The organism is Hymenobacter sp. (assembly GCF_031398885.1).
In the GTDB taxonomy this organism is placed as follows: Bacteria; Bacteroidota; Bacteroidia; order Cytophagales; family Hymenobacteraceae; genus Hymenobacter.
The window spans coordinates 81,648-101,576 of record NZ_JANNOD010000092.1 but is presented as its reverse complement, the minus strand read 5'-3'; the positions used below and the strand labels follow the sequence as shown (position 1 = coordinate 101,576).

General features: G+C 64.2%; 15 protein-coding genes. 10 read left to right on the top strand and 5 right to left on the bottom strand.

The annotated features are described in order from the left end of the window. The first annotated feature begins 63 nt into the window (after positions 1-63). Positions 64-564, top strand: a complete 501-nt coding sequence (locus RMO51_RS17925) for a catalase (RefSeq protein WP_310396931.1) — start codon at positions 64-66, stop codon at positions 562-564. A gap of 79 nt (positions 565-643) precedes the next feature. Here the strand turns inward: RMO51_RS17925 and RMO51_RS17920 are convergent, their stop codons facing one another. The 3 genes from RMO51_RS17920 to RMO51_RS17910 form a co-directional block, all read right to left on the bottom strand. After that, complete coding sequence (locus RMO51_RS17920) at positions 644-871, bottom strand: hypothetical protein (protein WP_310396929.1); 228 nt, start codon at positions 869-871, stop codon at positions 644-646. Positions 872-1,026: 155 nt separating this feature from the next. Further along, positions 1,027-2,517 carry a pitrilysin family protein gene (locus tag RMO51_RS17915; RefSeq protein ID WP_310396927.1) on the bottom strand — a complete coding sequence of 497 codons (1,491 nt, stop codon included), beginning with the start codon at positions 2,515-2,517 and terminating at the stop codon, positions 1,027-1,029. A gap of 18 nt (positions 2,518-2,535) precedes the next feature. After that, positions 2,536-4,008 (bottom strand): pitrilysin family protein, encoded by a 1,473-nt coding sequence (locus RMO51_RS17910; RefSeq protein WP_310396926.1) that lies wholly within the window; start codon positions 4,006-4,008, stop codon positions 2,536-2,538. A gap of 217 nt (positions 4,009-4,225) precedes the next feature. Here RMO51_RS17910 and alr point away from each other — a divergent pair, with 217 nt between their 5' ends. Both alr and RMO51_RS17900 read left to right on the top strand, forming a co-directional pair. Continuing rightward, positions 4,226-6,871, top strand: a complete 2,646-nt coding sequence (gene alr / locus RMO51_RS17905) for an alanine racemase (RefSeq protein WP_310396924.1) — start codon at positions 4,226-4,228, stop codon at positions 6,869-6,871. A gap of 254 nt (positions 6,872-7,125) precedes the next feature. Then, the gene (locus RMO51_RS17900; protein WP_310396922.1) at positions 7,126-8,550 is read left to right on the top strand and encodes an alpha/beta fold hydrolase; all 1,425 of its coding nucleotides are present in this window, start codon (positions 7,126-7,128) and stop codon (positions 8,548-8,550) included. A 147-nt stretch (positions 8,551-8,697) separates the two neighbouring features. On the opposite strand, the gene RMO51_RS17895 is transcribed toward RMO51_RS17900, so the two are convergent. Next, the gene (locus RMO51_RS17895) at positions 8,698-9,597 is read right to left on the bottom strand and encodes a carboxypeptidase-like regulatory domain-containing protein (RefSeq protein WP_310396921.1); all 900 of its coding nucleotides are present in this window, start codon (positions 9,595-9,597) and stop codon (positions 8,698-8,700) included. Between the two features lie 282 nt (positions 9,598-9,879). Between RMO51_RS17895 and RMO51_RS17890 the strand changes: the two genes are divergently transcribed. Together RMO51_RS17890 and RMO51_RS17885 are read left to right on the top strand one after the other, a co-directional pair. After that, positions 9,880-10,509, top strand: a complete 630-nt coding sequence (locus RMO51_RS17890; RefSeq protein WP_310396919.1) for an OmpA family protein — start codon at positions 9,880-9,882, stop codon at positions 10,507-10,509. Between the two features lie 339 nt (positions 10,510-10,848). Beyond that, on the top strand, positions 10,849-12,231 hold the full coding sequence (locus RMO51_RS17885; protein ID WP_310396917.1) for an alpha/beta fold hydrolase: 1,383 nt from the start codon (positions 10,849-10,851) through the stop codon (positions 12,229-12,231). A gap of 107 nt (positions 12,232-12,338) precedes the next feature. Here RMO51_RS17885 and RMO51_RS17880 read toward each other — a convergent pair whose 3' ends face one another. After that, positions 12,339-13,238, bottom strand: coding sequence for a carboxypeptidase-like regulatory domain-containing protein (locus RMO51_RS17880; protein WP_310396916.1), 900 nt, complete (start codon positions 13,236-13,238; stop codon positions 12,339-12,341). 224 nt (positions 13,239-13,462) lie between these two features. On the opposite strand from RMO51_RS17880, the gene RMO51_RS17875 reads away from it, so the two are divergent. The 5 genes from RMO51_RS17875 (at position 13,463) to RMO51_RS17855 (ending at position 19,771) form a co-directional block, all read left to right on the top strand. Continuing rightward, positions 13,463-13,741, top strand: coding sequence for a FeoA family protein (locus tag RMO51_RS17875; RefSeq protein ID WP_310396914.1), 279 nt, complete (start codon positions 13,463-13,465; stop codon positions 13,739-13,741). A 9-nt stretch (positions 13,742-13,750) separates the two neighbouring features. Next, the gene (gene feoB, locus RMO51_RS17870; RefSeq protein ID WP_409025052.1) at positions 13,751-15,919 is read left to right on the top strand and encodes a ferrous iron transport protein B; all 2,169 of its coding nucleotides are present in this window, start codon (positions 13,751-13,753) and stop codon (positions 15,917-15,919) included. Positions 15,920-16,466: 547 nt separating this feature from the next. Then, complete coding sequence (locus RMO51_RS17865) at positions 16,467-16,655, top strand: hypothetical protein (RefSeq protein WP_310396911.1); 189 nt, start codon at positions 16,467-16,469, stop codon at positions 16,653-16,655. A 207-nt stretch (positions 16,656-16,862) separates the two neighbouring features. Then, the gene (locus tag RMO51_RS17860; protein ID WP_310396909.1) at positions 16,863-18,110 is read left to right on the top strand and encodes an HlyD family efflux transporter periplasmic adaptor subunit; all 1,248 of its coding nucleotides are present in this window, start codon (positions 16,863-16,865) and stop codon (positions 18,108-18,110) included. Positions 18,111-18,352: 242 nt separating this feature from the next. Continuing rightward, entirely contained in the window at positions 18,353-19,771 is a 1,419-nt protein-coding gene (locus RMO51_RS17855; RefSeq protein WP_310396908.1) for a TolC family protein, read from the top strand. Positions 19,772-19,929: the final 158 nt, after the last annotated feature.

Here is a 19,929-nt window from a genome sequence, read left to right as displayed (position 1 = left end):
GGCGGGCACGCGCACCGTGAATGCGGTGAACTCGCCTTCCCGCGTTTCCCAGGTCAAGGTACCATGGTGGCCTTTGGCAATGGTGTCGTGCGAAAGCGAAAGGCCCGGGCCAGAGCCCTTGCCGGCGGGCTTGATGGTAAAAAAAGCCGAAATACCTGCGCCACCGCCCCGCTCATGCCCGTGTCGTTGTCCCGCCCCCGAATTTTGATTTCCGCGCCCAGTGGCCGCTGCCAGCCGTTTGCTGGCGCTTCCGTACCGCGTACAGCGCGTTGGTACAGGCTCAGCAACGCCCGGCCCAGCTCGTGCGGGACCACCAGCCCGAAGTCAGCAGGGTGCAGGTACTCAGCTACCAGGGCCTTGGGGTCGGGGGCCTCAGGCTGGCCGTCCCAAGCCCGCCAGCACCAGCGCCGCGGCTTCGCCTTGAAATTCTACGCCGAGGACGGCAACCGGGACCTGGTGGGCAGCAACGCGCCGGTGTTCTTCGGAAAAGCCCCGCAGAAATTCACCGACTTTCGACCTACCCAGAAGTGCGGGCCGCGCCAACCGCAAAGTCGCCCACGATGATGCGGGACCGTACATCTGTTCAAGCGAAGAAGCCGCCTTGGGCAATCGAGGCGGCTTTTTTGTGGGTGGTGGCGAGGGGCTACTGGGTCTTTGCTCTGAGGTTCTTGAAGGTCCCGGCCAGGATGATGGTGCAGTTGGGGTCGGTGGAGAGGCCCGCCTTCGGTGGTTCGTTTTGCTCGGGCGCGGGGACTTCGTAGCTGCCGGTCACGAGTTGGCGCTTGGCGTCGTACGCCGTGATGGTGGCATTGCCGGTCAGCTCCCGGGTGAAGTCGTTGAAGCGGCCGATGGAAAAGCTGCCGCTGCCCACGACGCTGCAGACGCAGGAGGGGAAACCCGGGTTGGCGGGGCGGCCGCGGCAGCGCAGCGCGTGGGTGCCCGTCCAGTTGGAGGCCAGCCGGGCGGTGGAGAGCCAGGCACTTTTAACTTTTGACCCTCAACCTTTACACTTTTACAGTGGTGACCCTACAGCGGCTTCTTGCGCTCGGCCTGAAACTTCTTCAACTGCGGGTCCACCAGCTTTTTGTCGCCCACCACCACGATGGTCATGGCCTCGGGGCGCACGTATTTGCGGGCGGTTTCGCTGATTTGCTGGGGCGTCACGGCGTTGATGTTCTTGACCTGCTCGGTGAGGAAGGTTTCAGGCAGGCCGTGGAAATCGAGCGAGTTGAGCTGGCTGATGATGCCGCCCGGGCTGGAGTTGCGCAGCACAAACATGCCGCCCTCGAAGTTCTGAATGCCCTTGAGCTCATCGACCGAGGGCGGGGTTTTTTGCAGGCGCTCCACTTCGTACATGATTTCGCGCAGCGAATTGTAGGTGTCGGCGGTGGTCACGTCGGCGTTCTGGGTCCAGTTGGCGGTGCGGTAGTGCGTTTCGATGTAGCTGTAGGGCGAATACGTGTAGCCCTTGTCCTCCCGAATGTTGCGGGTGATGCGCGAGCCAAACGAGCCGCCGAGCAGCGAGTTCATCACCCGCAGCCGGATGTAGTCGGGGCTGCTGGGGTCCACGGCCGGCAGGCCCACCACGATGGTGGACTGCGGCGCGTTGGGCCGGTCCTGGGTCAGCACTTCGCCTTTGGTCACCGGCTTGGCCACGTCGATGAGCGGCGCCGGGCCCGGCGGGAAGGCCGCCCACGCCGCCGTGATGGCCTGGCGCAGCGCCGGGGCTTCAAACCGCCCGGCCACGTACACGCTGGTGCGCTGGCCGCCGTACTGCGCTTTGTAGAAGGCCTGCACCTGCTCCAGGGTCAGGGCGTCGAGCTGGGCGTCGGTGGGCAGGCCACGGCCGTAGGGGTGGCCGCCGTAGAGGGCGCCCGTGAACTTCTGGCGGGCCTGCACGCCCGGCTGGGCCCGGGCCAGGGTCATTTGCCGCTTCAGGTCGGTTTTGAGGCGGGGCAATTCGGCGGCGGGCAGGGCCGGGTGCTGCACCACGTCGGCCAGGAGCGTCGCCAGCTCCGGGGCGTACTCGCTCAGGCAGGAGGCCCACAGGGTGGTTTGGTCGGCGCCCACCGAAATGCTCAGCGTGCCGCCCATGCGGGCCATTTTTTCGGCGAGCTGGGTGGCCGGCATCGTGGCGGTGCCTTCCTGCAGCAGCTTGCCCAGCAAGTCGGCCACGGCCACTTCGGTGGCCGCCTCGTGCACGTTGCCGGCCTGAATGGCCACCATCATCGTCACCTTGGGCACCTGGCCGTAGGGCACCAGCCGGGCCCGCAGGCCGTTGGCAAGGGTGAATTCTTCCTTGGCGGGCAGGGCGAAGTCGCGCGGCTTGCCGCCAACGGGGGCCGCTTGCTTGGCCGCGGCGGGCGCCTTAGCGGCGGCCACGGCTTTGGCCACGCCCGTAGCCCGCGTGGCGGCTGGTTTGGCGGCCGGCTTAGCCGGGGCTTTCTGGGCCTGAGCGCCCGGCGCGGCCGTGGCAACGAGGGCAATGCTGAGCAGCCCGATAACTAGCTTGTTCATGGCAATCAAGGGGATGGACTAGCTCTTGGCCAGCGGATTGACGGTGATGATGGTGCGGTTGGTGGGCCGCAGGTACTCGCGGATGGTTTTCTGCATCAGCTCCGGCGTCACTTTGCGGAACTCACTTTCCAGGCGGTTGATGCGGCCGGGGTCGTTGTCGAACAGGGCAAACGAAGCCAGCAAATCGGCCCGGCCGAAGTTGTCGGAACCGTTCACCTGGTCGTAGAACGAGGAGCGGATTTTGACCATGGCCAGGTCCAGCGTGGTTTGGGTAATGCCGCTGGTGGCGAGGCGGTTGATTTCCTGGTCGAGCACGCGCACCACCGAGTCGGCCTGCACGGTGGGGTCGTAAATCAGGCTGCCCATCCACAGCATCGGGCCGTTGTAGTTGAACTGGTTGCCCAAATCGGAATTGATGCCACCGGTCACGCCGTCGGAGTAGCCGCGCTTCTGCACCAGGGCCTGGTAGAGGCGGCTGTCGTTGCCTTGCAGCAAAATCTGGTCGAGCATGATGAGGGCGTAGTACTCGGGCGTGTTGCGGTCGGGCATGTGGTAGGCGAAGGCCAGCGCGGGCTTGGTGGCCAGCTTGTCGTCCTGCGCGAAGCGCTGCTCCTGCTCCTGGCGCGGCTCGGTGAGGTCGGGCTTGGGCGGCTGCGGCGCGCTCGGGATGTTGCCGTAGTACTGCTGTACCCAGGCCTTGGCCTCGGCGGGCTCGAAGTCGCCCACCACGGCCAGCACGGCGTTGTTGGGGGCGTAGTAGGTTTTAAAGAAGCTCCTGGCGTCGGTCAGGTTGGCGGCGTCCAGGTCCTTGAGGTCGCCGTAGAAGTTGTGGGCGTTGTTCCAGTTCTTGTTGGCTTTCATGGGCATGTCTATCCACGGGAAGCTGCCGTAGGGCTGGTTGAGCACGTTCACGCGCACTTCGCTCTTCACCACGCCCTGCTGGTTGGTCAGGTTGCTCTGGTTGATGGCCAGGCCGCGCATCCGGTCGGCTTCGGCCCACAGAATGGTTTCCAGCTTGTGGGCCGGCACCACCTCGTAATAGTTCGTAAAGTCGAAGCGCGTGGAGCCGTTCAGCGCCCCGCCGTTCTTCTGAATCAGCCCGATAAACTCGTTCTTGCCCAGGTTTTGCGAGCCCTGAAACATCAGGTGCTCAAACAAATGCGCAAAACCCGTGCGGTTGCGCGGCTCGGTGCGGAAGCCCACCGCGTAGTAGGCCGCCACGGTGGCCGTAGGCGCGGTGTGGTCGGGCGAAAGCACCACCCGCAGCCCATTCGGCAAGGTGTAGTACTCCACCGGAATCTGAAACGCCGGCCCCACGGGCGCGGCGGCCGGCACCGGCGCCGTGGCGGTGGTAGCCGGCGCCGCGCTGGTGGCCGAAGCGGCGGTGGGGGCCGTGACGGCGGTAGTGGCCTTGGGGCTGCACGCGCCCAGGGCCAGCGCGGCCACCGGCGCCCACCGCAGGCCGCGGCTCAATGCTTTTAAATGTCTCATAGGTTAAAGAGGGTGAGGTGTAGGAAAGCAGAAACTGGTTTGTGCAATATTAAGGCATATGAGCTAGCTTTCAACTATTTGCATTGCGCCTTCGGCAGCGCGCAGTAAATGTGGAAGGGCTTCGACTAAGGACGGCCACAAAACGCCGACGCTGCGTCGGAAGCGTGCCGCGGTTCGGCGGTTCGGCGATTTGGCGGGAGCCCCCGACCTTTGCGCGGTGTTCACCTTTTCCGCCTTGCCGGCCCTGCTGGCCGGCCGCCTTCTGCAAGCCCCCGCCGACCCGGCCACCGAAGTCCGCCACCTGCTGCTCGACAGCCGCCGGGTGAGTCTGCCGGCCGGAACGCTGTTTTTTGCCCTGCGCGGCCCCAGCCACGACGGCCACCGCTACCTGCCGGCGCTGTACGCCCAGGGCGTGCGCTTGTTTATTGTAGCAGAAACCGCGGCCCTGCCCGGTGACCTCGCGGCCTACCCCGAGGCCGGCATTGTCGCCGTGGCCAGCCCTTTGGCGGCCCTGCAAGCGCTGGCCGCGGCCCACCGTGCCGAATTCACGGGGCCGGTGCTGGCCATCACCGGCTCCAACGGCAAAACCATTGTCAAGGAATGGCTGGCGCAGCTGCTGAGCGCCGACGAGGACATTTGCCGCTCGCCGCGCTCCTACAATTCGCAGGTGGGCGTGCCCCTGAGCGTGTGGGAGTTGAACCCGGCGCGCCACACGCTGGGCATTTTTGAAGCCGGCATCTCGGAAGTGGGCGAAATGGCGCGGCTGGCGACGATTATTCGGCCCACCGAAGGCATCTTCACCACCTTGGGCACGGCCCACGACGCGGGCTTCGCGTCGGGGGAGGCGAAGCTGCTGGAGAAGCTGCGGCTGTTTCAGGGGCCGCGGTTTCAGCGCCTGTTTTACTGCTACGACCACGAGCCCGTGCGGGCCGCCGTGGCCCGACTTCGACTGCCCGGCTTTAGCTGGACGCGCCGGGCCGACCCGGCGGCCGACCTTTGCTTTGCCCTGGAACCCGCCAGCAGCGGCAGCACCGGCGTGCGGGCGCACTACCCAGCCGCCGGCCTCGCAGCCGCGTTCATGCTGCCTTTTGCCGACGAGCCCTCGGTCGAAAACGCCCTGCACTGCCTGGCCGTGCTGCTGCACCGCCAGGTGGAGCCGGCCGAAATCCAGCGCCGCCTGGCCCGGCTGCACCCCGTGGCCATGCGCCTGGAAATGAAGCTCGGCCGCCACGATTCGTACCTGCTCGACGACACCTACAACAACGACCTGGCCGGCCTGGCGCTGGCCCTGAACGCCCTGGCCCGGCAGTCGCGCCCCGGCCGCCGCACCCTGATTCTGAGCGACGTGTTGGAATCGGGCCTCAGCGAAGCGGCGCTCTACGCCCAAGTGGCCGGGTTGCTGCCTGCGGCGGGCGTCACCCGGTTGGTCGGTATTGGCCCGGAGATTTCGAGAGAATTACAAGAATTAAAAATTATAAATTATAAATTAAAAATTGATGAGGAAGTTCTCGGCAGTAGCGAGGAAGAAGGGGAAAGCAGGGGTGAGGCAAACCAAGAGGCAAACCAATTTTTAATTTTTAATTCTCAATTTTTAATTCAAACCTACCCCACCACCGAAGCCTTTCTTGCCGTCCTCGACCCCGCTGATTTTGCCCGCGAGGTCATCCTCATCAAGGGTGCCCGGCGCTTCGGTTTCGAGCGCATTGTGGCCGCCTTGCAGGCCCAGCAGCACGGCACCGTGCTCGAAGTGAACCTCGACGCCCTGAGCCACAACCTCCAGCACTACCGCCGCCAGCTGCGCCCCGGCACCAGGCTCATGGTGATGGTGAAGGCATTTGCCTACGGCGCGGGCTCCTACGAAGTAGCCAGTCTGCTCGAATTTCAACGGGCCGACTACCTCGCCGTGGCCTACGCCGACGAGGGCGTGGCCCTGCGCGAAGCCGGCATTAGCCTGCCCATCATGGTGATGAACCCGGCCCCGGACTCGTTCGACACCCTGCGCCGCCACCGCCTGGAGCCCGAAATCTACTCGTTCGACCTGCTGCACGAGTACCTGAAGGCGTTTTTAGCGGCTGCTTCCGACCCGGGCCCGCCGCCGGTTCACGCCGCCGCGCCCGCCATGCACCTCAAGCTGGACACCGGCATGCGGCGGCTCGGTTTCGACGAAGCCGACGTACCCGCGCTGGCGGCCTTGTTGCGCCAGCACGCCGCCCGCCTGCCCGTGGCCAGCCTGATGACGCACCTGGCCGCCGCCGACGACCCCGCCCACGACGACTTCACCCGCGCCCAACTGGCCGCTTTCCGCCGCATGGCCGCCGCCCTGGAGGCCGCCCTGGGCCGCCCCGCCCTCAAGCACGCGCTCAACTCGGCCGGCATCCTGCGCTTTCCCGAAGCCCACTTCGACATGGTGCGCCTGGGCATCGGCCTGTACGGAGTAGACGCCAGCGGCCGCGACACCGACGCCCTGCGGCCCGTGAGCGAGCTACGCACCACCATCTCCCAAATCAAAACCCTGCCCGCCGGCGCCACCGTGGGCTACGGCCGCCGGGGCGATGCCGCCCCGGCGGCGCGCCGCATTGCCACCCTGGCCATCGGCTACGCCGACGGGTACGACCGGCGCTTCGGCAACGGCGTGGGCACGGTGCTCATTCGCGGCCAGGTGGCGCCTTTGGTGGGCTCGGTGTGCATGGACATGTGCATGGCCGACGTGACAGCCATTCCCCAGGCGCGGGCCGGCGACGCGGCCCTGCTCTTCGGCGAAGGGCTGCCGCTGCCGGAGCTGGCCGGCCGCATCGGCACCATTGCCTACGAGCTGCTCACCAACGTGAGCGAGCGGGTGAAGCGGGTGTTCGTGAGCGAGTAGGCCGTGCCAGGTGGCTCGGTACGTAGGACGGGGCCTTGCGGTGGTGCGCCGGTGTGAGCGGGCCCGCGCCGTCCGCGCCACCAGAAACCGGAACCTTTGAAGCCCGCCGCTTGGGGTCGACAAAGAGTCTTTTTTACTGTCGACAGGGAGCGGCCCAATGTTGGCAAGGTATTTATTTTGCTACTTTACAGTCGGCGTAACGAGCTCCGAATAGACTTAGACCAAAACTCTGCTTTTTGACGCCTCTTCTTGTCATGATAATCAATACGTTCCGTTTATTTCGCCTGCTTGGCGCGCTGTCTATCTGCTTGGCGGCGGCGGCGGCGGCCAGTGCCGGCACCCGTTCCGCCCCAATAGTTTTGGCTGAGCCCAATGCCCCGGTGCTTGACGGGCTTTGGAAGGGCCAGCTGAAAGTGCCCGGCGGGCAACTTGAAGTCATTTTCCGGTTTCAAAAGCTGACCGGCGGCGAGTATTTCTGCGCCCTCGATGTGCCGCTGCAAAAGGTGAGCCGGATGAACGTGAAAGCGGAAGTGAAGGGCGACACCGTGCGCCTGTTCGCCGAGGAAGCCGCCACCCGCTTCGTGGGCCTGTTGTCGACCGATGGCAAGCAGATGGTTGGCACCTGGCAGTCGCCCGGCTTTAAAGCTCCCATGGTGTTGACGTTCAGCCCGGTGCTCGCCATGAACGCGAAAAACGTGCGCCTCACGCCCCCTTACCGCGAGGAAGAAGCCACGTTCAGCAACCTGACCGTCAACGCGCGCTTGAACGGCATGCTCACCGTGCCGGCCGGCCCCGGCCCCTTTCCCGCCGTGGTGCTGCTGAGCGACAGCGGCCCGCAGGACCGCGACGGCACCGTGGGCGACTTTGCCCCACTGGGCCTGCTGGCGGATTTTCTCACCCGCCGCGGCGTGGCCGTGCTGCGCTTCGACGACCGGGGCGTGGGCAAGTCGGGCGGCACCCCCGCCACCACCACCGCCGACTTGGTGAGCGACGCCCAAGCGGGCCTGAATTACCTGCGCACCCGGCCCGAAATTGACCTGGCCCACCTCGGGCTGGTGGGCCACGGCGAGGGCGGCAACGTGGCCTTGCTGGCCGCCGCGCAGCCCTTGCCCCCGGCCTTTGTAGTGGCGCTGGCGGCCTTTGGGTTGCCCGGCCGCGAGATTGTGGTGCAGCAGCAGGCCACCACCCTGCGCACGCTGGGCACCGAACCCGCCCAGATTGAAGCCGCCACCAAACGCCAGCAGGCCATGCTCGAAATCATCCGGCAAACCACCGACAACGCCCAGGCCCAGGCCATTGTGGCCAACATGCTGAAGCAGAACAACGCGGCCATCGACAACGCCACGGCCCAGTCGAGCGCGGCCGAGATGACCTCGACCCGGTACCGCTACTTCCTCGCGTTCAACCCGGTTGAGCGGCTTGTGGCCGTCAACTGCCCGGTGCTGCTGCTCAACGGCACGTCGGACCTCACCATCAACGCCGACGCCAACCTCAACGCCCTCAAGGGTGGCCTGAGCAAGAACAAAACCCTGACCGTTAAAAAGCTGGCCGGCGTGAATCACCTCTTCCAGCCCGACCCCACCAGGTGGCCCGTCGTCAACGGTCAGCCCCAGCCTAACTTCTCGCCCGAAGCCCAGGAAACCATCCGCGAATGGATTATGGAGCAGGCCAAGAAATGATGCGCTGGTTGGTCGGTGCGCTGGTTGTGCCGTACTGGTTGATGCCGCCAATTTCTTTCAAGCGAAAAAGGCCTTGCTGGAGAGCAAGGCCTTTTTCGTTCCGGTACACGCTGGTTTAGCACAGCGGCACATCCACCAATCAGCACATTACTTTATCATGTCCACTTCGGCCTTAATCATGGCGTTGTAGCGGCGGCCCTGGCCGTTGGCCAGCGTCAGCAGGTTCCAGCCTTTGCCAATGGTGTAGCTCCAAGTGCGGCTTTCCTTGAACTCGAAGGTGGGGCGCATAATCTGCCCGTAGGGCGTGTAGTTGTCCATGAAGTTGGTGGTGTAGAACTTGTCGCCGCCCACAATCCACTCCATGGCCACGAAGAAGCCCTCCTCGGGCGCCGGGATGTTGTACGTACTCAGGTCGATGGTGTACCACTCGCCCCCGCGCGACGCCGACACCACCACGTTTTCGGTGAGCAGGTCGGTGTTGGGGGCGTTGTAGTTGCCGTCGGCCTTGTAGATGCGCACGCGGAAGGGCTCGCGCGGGAAGCCGTTCTCGCCGATGTAGAACGACACCGTGCGCACGTTGCCGAGCTTTTTCTGCTTGTCGTTTTTGACGAAGAAGGCGTACTGGCTACCGGGCAGGCCCTGAATCATGCCTTCACCGGGGTTGTTGGAGCTGGAGCCCAATTCCAGGTTTTTGACCTTGCCGCCTTTGACCACCACGTTGTCCAGCAAAATCACCCGCTTCTTTAATTCAACTATTAGGTCTTCGGTGCTACCGCGCTTAATTAGAACGGCGGTGTTCGTATAACCCAGGGTCATGACAATCAACGAATCTTGAGTGTTTTTCTCCAGGCCCGCCAATTGGAAGTAGCCGTACTCGTTGGTGAGGGCGCCCGTGCCCTCCTCGCGCAGGGCAATGGAGGCAAAAGGTACCGGGTCCTTGGTCTTCGCATCCACGACGCGGCCGGTAATGCGGTTTTCCTGCGCCCAGCTCAGCGCCGGCAGCAGCAACAGAACCCATAGAGCGAGAAAAGGTATGCGTTTTATCATCGCCAAAAAATAATATAATGGATGGTAGACTGGCAAATTTACAAATTCCGAATCATTCCGTCGCTATCGCAGCCCAGCACGAACCGCGGTTTGGCGACTAAACGCCATTAATTCCGGCCGTACGGAGCCTCAGGGGTAATTTTGGTCCTGCTAAAATAGCTTCTGCCACATTCAAACAAATGGTCCGTCCTATTTTCAAAGCCGGCCGCGCAAAAAAATAACATAGCTGCGCGTATTGCGTAACCGCGTAAGTTGCTATTTCCACCTTCTTCTTTTCACACCATGAAATCCTCCATTCTTTCTTTTCTCGCGGCCACCGCCTTGCTGGCCAGCTGCGAAACCAAGCAGTCCGAAACCAAAGACCAGCTCGGCGAGGCCGGCCAGGACACGGCCGTGATGGCCCGCGACGGGCAAACGGCGGGCGAAGTGGCCGGCACTGCGGCTGCTTCCGTGGGCGCCGCCGCGGACAATGCCTGGGACCTGAGCAAGGCCAAGCTGGCCGACGTGAAGTTTGAGGAAATCACGCTGCCCGGCGTGACCGTGCGCGGCGATGCCACTTACAACGTGTACAGCGTGGACGAAAAAGTGTTGTTCGACACCGACAAGGCCGACATCAAGGCCAGCGCTGCCGCGGCCCTGAACCAAATCACGGGCTCCATCGGCCAGCGCTACGGCGCGAGCCAGGTGCGTGTGATGGGCTTTGCGGACGCCCGCGGGGACAAGAACTACAACAGGGAGTTGAGCGGGCAGCGCGCCGAAGCTGTGAAAAACTATCTGGTGTCCCAGGGCAAAGTCGACGCCTCGCGTGTGAGCCTGGAGCCGATGGGCGAGAGCATGCCGGTGGCCTCCAATGCCACGGCCGCTGGCCGGCAGGAAAACCGCCGGGTGGAAATTGCCGTCCGAAGCAACTAACCCCACCGGCCCGGGGCCGCGCGGCCCGTCCCAGTCCAGACCGCGCGGGCCCATCCAATCGTAGTCAGCCGCCAGCAGGCCCGTGCGTTCGTTCGCGCGGGCCTGTTTTTTTGCCCGCTGCTGCCGGCCCACCGGGCGACGGCGACGGCAGCAGCCCAAGTGCTCCGTCAGGAGCAGTCGACGGCCGCGAAACCCGGGCTGGCCCCTGCCATCAGGGCAGTAGTCCATCTGACCGCTGAATAATGAGGTGGATAGGCATCTAGCTATGAATTTGCGGTGTACTACGCACGGCTACTTATCTTTAGGGTGCCATAGGCAGATTTACGCTTATTAGTTAAGATGACAAGACGTTTAATGTGGGCGGTGGCTCTTCTGTGGCAAGGCTGGCTCGCGGGCGCTCCGGCAGAAGAACCCTTGCCGCTGGGGGGGCTGTGGAAAGGAAAATTGCCCGTCCTGGGCGGGCAGCTGGATTTGACCATCAGCGTGGTGCCACTGGCGGGCGGCAAGTATTTTGCCGCGCTTGACGTGCCTGCTCAAAAGGTGAGCCGGATGCCCACCGAAGTGACCGTACGCGGCGACTCGGTGCTGCTCTGGATGCCGGCGGCCGGCAGCCGCTACGCCGCCCGGCTCGACGTGGTGAAGCGGGAGCTGAACGGCATCTGGACCCAGGCCGGCATAAAATCGCCGGTGCGGCTGCTGTACTCGCCCATGCCCACGCTGGGCACGTCGGGCACCCGCCTCGCCCCGCCCTACCGCGAAGAGGACGTGATGTTCCACAACCCCGTGTCGCGGTTGAACATGGGCGCCACTCTTACCGTGCCAGCCGGCCCGGGCCCGTTCCCCGCCGTGGTGCTGGTGAGCGACCTGGGCGCGCAGGACCGCGACGGGACGGTGGGCGACTACGCCATGATGGGCTCCCTGGCCGACTACCTGACCCGCCGGGGCATCGCCGTGCTGCGGTACGACGACCGGGGCGTGGGCCAGTCGGGGGGCAGCACGGCCACCGCCACCACCGCCATGCTGGTCAGCGACGTGCAGGCGGCCATCAATTTCCTGCGTTCCCGCCTGGAGGTGAACATCAGCCGCATCGGGGTGATAGGGCACGGCGAAGGGGCCAACGTGGCCTTGCTGGCCGCGGGCCAGCCGCTGCCGCCGGCCTTCGTGGTGTCGTTGGCGGGCTACGGCCTGACGGGCGAACAAACCCTGCTGCAGCAGCAGGTGGCGCGGCAGCGGGCCAACAAGCTGAGCCCGCTGGTGGTGCAGGCCGCCTACGAGCGCCAGCGCACCATGTACGAAATCATCCGGCAAACCAACCCGCCCCAAGCCCAGGCCATCGTGAGCAACATGATGCGTCAGGACCAGCCCGGCCTCGACCCCGGGGAAGCCCAAGCGGCTGCCCAGCAACTGCTCTCGCCGTGGCGGCACTATTTCCTTTCCTTCGACCCGGTGGCCGAGCTCGACCAAGTGCGCTGCCCGGTGCTGCTGCTCAGCGGCACCGCCGACCTGGAGGCCCCCGCCGATTTGCACCAGGCGGCCCTGGAGAAAGAGCTGAAGAGCGTCAACCACAGCACCACGGCCCGGCGCCTGCCCGGCCTGAACCACTTGTTTCAGCCCCCTGCTTCGGAGTGGACCCTGATGAATGGCGAAATGAGGCCACTGTTTTCACCCGTGGCCCAGGAGATTATCCGCGAGTGGATTACGGGGTTGGTGGCCAAAAAGTAGCGCGGGAACCTGGGCCGGTGGTAAGTGGGAAGTTTGCCCATCCGCGGGGTGGCCGGGACTGGGACGAAGGCGCCGAGGGCACCGGCACCGTTGGCACCGTCGGCGGTTTATTTAATCATGTCCACCTCGGCCTTAATCATGGCGTTGTAGCGCAGGCCCTGGCCGTTGGCGGCCGTGATAAGGCTCCAGCCCTTGCCGATGGAGTAATTCCAGGTGCGGCTTTCCTTGAACTCGAAGGTGGGGCGCATAATCTGCCCGTAGGGCGTGTAGTCGTCCATGAAGTTGGTAGCAAAGAACTTGTCGCCGCTCACCACCCATTCCATGGCCACGAAGAAGCCCTCCTCGGGGGCGGTGATGTTGTAGGGCGTGAGGTCGACGGTGTACCACTGACCGCCCTGGGGCGCCGACACCACCACGTTTTCGGTGAGCAGGTCGGTGTTGGGTGCGTTGTAGTTGCCGTCGGCCTTGTACAGCCGTACGCGGAAGGGCTCGCGCGGGAAGCCGTTCTCGCCGATGTAGAACGACACCGTGCGCACGTTGCCGAGGCGCTTGTTTTTGTCGTTCTTCACAAAAAAAGCGTACTGGCTGCCGGGCAGGCCCTGAATCATGCCCTCGCCCGGATTGGAAGCCCGGGCCCCGAGGCCGAGGTTTTTGACTTTGCCGGCTTTGACCACCACGTTGCTCAGCTCGACGGCGCGTTTGGGCATCTCGATGGTGAGGTTGGGCACGGCGACGCCACGCTGCACCAGCACGACCCGACGGGCGTACCCCAGGGCAACGACGACCAGCGAATCCTCGGCATTCTTGGTGGGTGCGGGCACAATGAACTGGCCGTGCTCATTGCTGAGGGCGCCAATTTGCTCGCTTTGCAGCCCAATGGAAGTAAAAGGCAGCGGCTCCTTGGTGTCCTTGTCAACGATGACCCCTTTGATTTGGACCAGTTGCGCCCAACCGAAATTTGCAGCAGCAACTATAAATAATGCTATAAGTAGTAGGCGTGTGTACATAGTAGCGACGATAGAGCGAACAAAATTACAAATTCCAAGGCGGAAAGTTATCAGAAAATATCAGTAGCTACAAACTCTGGTCGGAAGGGGGCCGAAGCTGGGCCGCCCAAATGCTGGCCGGTAACTTGGCTTGGCCTTTAAAAAAATGGGAGCACTCGGAAAGAATTTGGTGGCGTACCTTTGTTTGTATTCTTTCTAAATAAGCAGCTCACCCTTCTTTGCTCGTGGCCCTATTCCGTCGTTTTTCGCAAAATGTTGCCACCGGCGCGGCTACCCGACGTACCGCCAAAGACTTGCACGTGGGCGAAACGGGCACTATTTGCTGCCTGGAAGACCCGGAAATGGCGCTTAAGCTACTGGAAATGGGCTGCGTACCGGGCGTGCGGGTGCGCCTGAGCGGCCGGGCCCCTTTGGGCGACCCGCTGATGCTGGTCCTCGGCGACCAGGAGTACACGCTGTCGGTGCGGGCCAGCGAGGCGGCCACCATTTTACTGAAAGAATAGGCGCGACGGATGGCGGCGGTAGCGAGCAATTCGGCGGGGGCGCAGCCCACCGCAGCGCAACCCGGCCCCGCGGCGGGGCCCCGGCCCTTGCGAATTGCCCTGATTGGTAACCCCAACAGTGGGAAAACTTCACTATTTAATCAACTGACGGGGCTCAACCAGAAGGTGGGCAATTTCCCAGGGGTGACGGTGGACCGCAAGTCGGGCTTTGCGCAACTGACCCCGGCGCAGCGGGCCGAGATTGTGGACCTGCCCGGCACGTACTCGCTCTACCCCAAGAGCCTGGACGAGAAGGTCATCACCGACATGCTTTACGACCGGGCGGCGCCCAACTACCCCGATTTCGTGGTGGTGACCGTGGACGCCAACAACCTGCGCCGCAGCCTGCTGCTGTTTACGCAGCTCGGCGACCTGGGCCTGCCCGCGGTGCTGGCCCTGAACATGATGGACGTGGCCGAGCGCCACGGCGTGCGCATCGACTTGCCGGCGCTGGAGCGGGAGTTGGGTGTGCCCATCATTCCGATGAATGCCCGCAACGGCAGCGGCGTGGCCGCCCTCAAGATTGTGATGGCCCAGCGGCTGGACGCCGCGCCGGTGCGCTTCTGGGAGCCCGATGAAAAGCTGCTGCCGCTGGTGCGCCAGATTCGCTACTATTTCGACCTGCACAACGACTACCTGGCACTGCACTACGCCCAGCAATACCGCCACATCGGCTTCCTGAGTGCCGAAGAGAAAACTCACTTGCAGGAACTGACGCAGCAATACGCGTTCGAGGCCACGGCGCAGCAGGCGGCGGAAACCATTGCCCGCTACGCCCGCATCAACGACATTCTGCTGGAAACGGTGACGGTGACGCGCACCGAAACCCGCGAGCCGGTGAGCAACCGCATCGACAAGGTGCTGACCCACCGGGTGGGCGGCTACCTCATTTTTCTGGGCATTTTGTTCCTGCTGTTCCAGGCCATTTTTGCCTGGGCGCAGTATCCCATGGACTGGATTGACCAGGGTATTTCGGGACTGAGCGCGGCCATTCAGGACCGGTTCGACGGGCCGCTGGTGCGGCTGCTGACGGAAGGCGTGCTAGCCGGGCTGGGCGGGGTGCTGATTTTCATTCCGCAGATTGCGCTGCTCTTTGGCTTCCTGGCGGTGCTGGAAGAGACGGGCTACATGGCCCGCGTCACGTTTTTGATGGACAAGCTGATGCGGCCGTTTGGGCTGAGCGGCAAGAGCGTGGTACCCCTGATTTCGGGGCTGGCCTGCGCGGTGCCGGCCATCATGGGCGCCCGCACGATTGAGAGCTGGAAGGACCGGATGATAACCATTTTCGTGACGCCGCTCATGTCGTGCTCGGCGCGCATTCCGGTGTACACGGTGCTGGTGGCGCTGGTAGTGCCCGACGAAGCCGCCTGGGGCCTGTTCAATTTGCGCGGCGTGGCTCTGATGGCGCTCTACCTGCTGGGCCTGTTCTCGGCGCTGGGCTCGGCCTGGGTGCTGAAAAAGGTGCTCAAGGCCCGGGAGCGGAGCTACTTCATCATGGAGTTTCCGGTGTACCAGTGGCCGCGCTGGAAAAACGTGGGCCTGACCATCTACCAGAAAGTGCGGGCCTTCGTGTTCCAGGCCGGCAAGGTGATTATTGCCATTTCGGTGCTGCTCTGGGTGCTGGCCAGCTACGGCCCCGGCCAGCAGCAAGCCACGGCCGAGGCCCGGGTGCGCCAGCAGGCCCCGGCCCGCAGCTGGGACGCGCCCGAGCTGAGCCGCCAGGTGGCTTCGGCGCGGCTTGAAAACTCCTACGCCGGTTCCTTCGGGCGGGCGCTGGAGCCAGTGATTCGGCCGTTGGGTTTCGACTGGAAGATTGGCATCGCGCTGCTCACCTCGTTTGCGGCGCGGGAGGTGTTCGTGGGCACCATTTCCACCATCTACAGCGTGGGCCAGGACGCCGACCTGGGCACCTTGCAGCAGAAGCTGCGGGCCGAGAAAGACCCGAACGGTCAGCCGTTCTTCACGCCGGCGCGGGCGTTTTCACTGCTGGTGTTCTACGTGTTTGCCATGCAGTGCATGAGCACTCTGGCCGTCACCTACCGCGAAACCAAAAGCTGGAAATGGCCCCTGGCACAACTGGTGTATATGACCGGGCTGGCCTATGTGGCGGCGCTGGCAGTGTACCAGGTGCTGGCGTAACGGCGGGCGATGTGAAGGGCTGGCCTACTCGGGAGGACCCGTGCAGCATCGAGCTAAGGGATAGCTTAAGTAGTCAGCCAAAAGTAACCGTGCCTTTTGCCCGGTCCCGGCACCCTCACCCCCGGCCCCTCGCCCGCGGAGTGGGGAGCCAGACAAGCCCTTTGCCAACTCCCCTCGCCTTGGGAGAGGGGCCGGGGGTGAGGTGAACCAGGCGCGCCGTTTGTACGGTTACTTTTGGCCGACTACTTAATGACTGTTCATGGTGAGCAAGGAGTTATTTGTGTCAACCGGGTTGCTGCCAGAACTATGTAGAGACGCAACATTTTGCGTCTCGTCGTTGAACGACTCCCGAACGGCGCGGTCCCGAAGACGCAAAATATTGAGTCTCTACGCTGTTTTAGCTGATGCGAACGGCTTCCAATACTTCGAGAAAACGAGCGAAAAGCGGTGACACCCGAGTACCGGGAGCAGCTTAGCACTGCTTGCTGCTACCAAACGAGGGCACAGCGGCGGCTAACTTTTCGCGTACGCCGGGGTTGGGGAAATCATGGCCAAGCGCAATTCACCCAACGACATTAAAGGCATCGACGACCTTAACCGGCTCAATGAGATTGTGGTGGACAAGCGGAACGGCAAGCGCGCCGATGCTAAGAAGAACCGGCGCAACCGCCATTACGAAAAGCAGTTCATCAAGAGCGCCATTAAAGACAATCTGCAAGGGGAAATTGAGGAGTGAGTAGCGCCGATGCTTGAGGTTGTGCAGAATAGCTGCCGGGTAGCGTGAAAGGGAGTGTTCGGTTTGGAACGCGGTGTCCAGAACCGGACAATAATTACTGCCCAATCACCAAGCTATTTCAATGCAAAATATTTATTTTAAGACGATTATGTAACTGGCACGCCGCTTGGCTCTTTGTGTAGGAACCCGCCCCCTTCCTGTACGAAAATGGACAGAGCCATTGCCCCCGCCGCCCAAACCCAACGCAAGCGCCGCCGCTGGCTCACAGTGGCCGGCGGGCTGCTGCTGGCACTGGCAGGCGGGCTGGCCTTCCGCTCGGTGCTGAAGCCCAGCATCCGGCGCACCGATTTGCTCACGGCCCGGGTGGAAACCGGCGACGTGGAGGCCGCGCTGACGGCGGCGGGCATCCTCATTCCGGGCCGCGAGGCCGTCCTCACCAGCCCCATTCCGAGCACCATCCGCCGGGTGGCGGTGGCGGTGGGAGCCCGGCTGCGGCCCGGCGAAACCATCCTGGAGCTGGACAAGGAGCTGGCCAACTCGGCCCTGGCCAAGCTCGACGACGAGCAGCGCCGCAACCAGAACAAGAACTCGCAGTTGCAGCTCAGCCTGGAGCGCAGCCTGAACGACCTGCGCGCCCAGGCCCAGGTGCAGGCCGTGCGGGTGCGCAGCCTGCAATCGACGCTGCGCGACGAGCAGCAGTTGCTGAAAATTGGCGGCGGCACGGCCGAAAACGTGCGCCAGGCCGAGCTGAACCTGACGGTGGCCGAGCTGGAAGCCGGCCGGCTGGCCCGCCAACTGCAAACGCAGCAGCGCGCCAACGCCGCCGATGTGCGCGAGCTGGGCTACACCGTGTCGATGCAGCAGCGCAGCATTGGGGAGCTGGCCACCAAGCTGCGGCAGGCCGACATCAGCAGTCAGCAGCCGGGCGTGCTCACGTGGGTGAACGAGAACATCGGCACCACGGTGCAGGCCGGCGACGCCCTGGCGCGGGTGGCCGACCTGAGCAGCTTCCGGGTGCGGGCCACGATTTCGGACAGCTACGCCGAGGCCCTGCACGCCGGCGACCCGGTGGTGGTGCGCATCAACGGCACCGACTTGCGCGGGGCGGTGGCCAGCATCAGCCCGGCCGTGGACAAGGGCGTGGTGACGTTCTACGCCCAGCTCGACAACCCCCACCACCCGGCGCTGCGGGCCAACCTGCGGGCCGACGTGTTCGTGGTGACCCGGGCCCACCGCGGCGTACTGCGCGTGAAAAACGGGCCGTTTTACCAGGGGGGCAAGGAGCAGCCCGTGTTCGTGGTGCGCGACGGGCGGGCCGGGCGCCGCACGGTGCGCTTCGGCGACAGCAACTTCGACTTCGTGCAAATCACCGGCGGCCTGCGGGCGGGCGAGGAAATCGTGGTGTCGGACATGAAGGAGCATCTGGACACGCCGGAGCTGACCATTGACGATTGAGGGGGCGCACCTCACCCCCCGGCCCCGCATCTGCTACACGCGCAGAGTCCCGCGGAGAGGGGGAGCCAAGCGTCCTCTTATTACCCATGCTACTTCTGCTTTTAGCACCAATGGCTTTTCTCCTTTCTTTCTGCAAAAGTGCCTTTGTAAACCCGCCGCAATCGTCAGGCTCCCCCTCTCCGCGGGAGAGGGGGCCGGGGGGTGAGGTGCGCCGGGCGGCAAGCGGCATCTTAACGTTGCTGTTGCTCCCCATCCTGGCTCAAGCCCAGACGCCCTCTCTCACGCTGGCCGACGTCATTGCCCAGGCGCTCGACCACTCGGCCGTGGGCCAGCAGGCCGTGACGACCCGCGAAACCAGCTACTGGACCTGGCGCGGCTACCGCGCCAACTACCGGCCCCAGCTGGGCTTACAGGGCACGCTGCCCAACTTCAGCCGGGTGATTACGCCCGTGGTGCAGCCCGACGGCACCACCAATTTCCGGCCCGTGCGCATTAATAACTCCGACCTCGGGCTGACGCTCAGCCAGAACGTGGGCCTGACCGGCGGGCAGGTGTACGTGGGCTCGGTGGTGCAGCGGTTCGATGATTTCAACGGTGACCTGCGGCGCTACAATAACCAGCCCTTTGCCATCGGCTTCACGCAGCCGCTGGGCCAGTTCAACGGCCTGCGGTGGGCCCAGCGCATCGAGCCGCTGCGCTACCAGGAAAGCCAGCGCCAGTACGTGGAGGAGCGCGAAACCATTGCCCAGCGCGTCACGGAGCTGTATTTCGACCTGCTGCTGCAACAAGTAAACGCCGACGTGGCCCGCCAGAATGCCCAGGCCACGGCCGAGCTGCTGCGCGTGGGCCAGGAACGCTACCGTCTGGGCCGGCTCTCGCAGAGCGACTTGCTGCAACTGGAGCTGAACCTGCTGGACGCGCAACAAGCGCAAACCCAGGCGCAGCTTGATGCGCAAAACGCGGCCGTGGACCTGCAAGCCTACACCGGCCTGGCCGGCAGCGAGGCCCCGGCGCTGGCCGTGCCCGCCCCGGCCCCCGCGCCGGCCGTACCGCCCACCCAGGCCCTGGCGCAGGCCCGCCAAAACCGCAGCGCCACGCTGGCCTTCCGCCGCCGGCTGCTGCAGGCCGAGCGCGACGTGGCCCAGGCCCGGGGTACCACCGGTCTGCAAGCGTCCCTCACGGCCAACCTGGGCTACGTGAACCAGGCCGAAAACCTGGGCAATACCTACCTCAACCTCCAAAACCAGCAGCAGCTGCGCCTGACCTTTGTGGTGCCGCTGATGGACTGGGGCCGGCAGCGCGCCATCGTGAAAACGGCCCAGCTGACCCGCGACCAGACCCAGCGCGCCGTGGCCCAGGAGGAGCGCAGTTTCGAGCAGGCGGTGCTGGCCCAGGCCGGCCAGCTGGCCGCGCTGGGCCAGCAGCTGCGCCTGGCCGGCCGGGCCGACTCCCTGGCCCAGCGGCGCTACGACATCACCCGGGCCACTTATCTGGTCGGCCGCCTCAGCCTGACGGATTTGAGCCTGGCCTCCAACGCCAAGGACGGGGCCAAGCGCGGCTACATCTTCGCGCTGCGCGCCTGCTGGGTGGCCCACTTCCGCCTGCGAGCCCTCACGCTGTATGATTTTGAAAACCAGGCGCCCATCATCGCCGCCCGCTGACGGGCGCCCGTCATGTCGAGCTTGCCGAGACATCTCGCGTGCGGCAGTAACCTAATCGGCGAACGATGCGAGCGAGATGTCTCGGCAAGCTCGACATGACGTTCAATTTTTCTCGATACCACTTCTCACCTTATTCCGCTCATGGAAAATATGCTTGC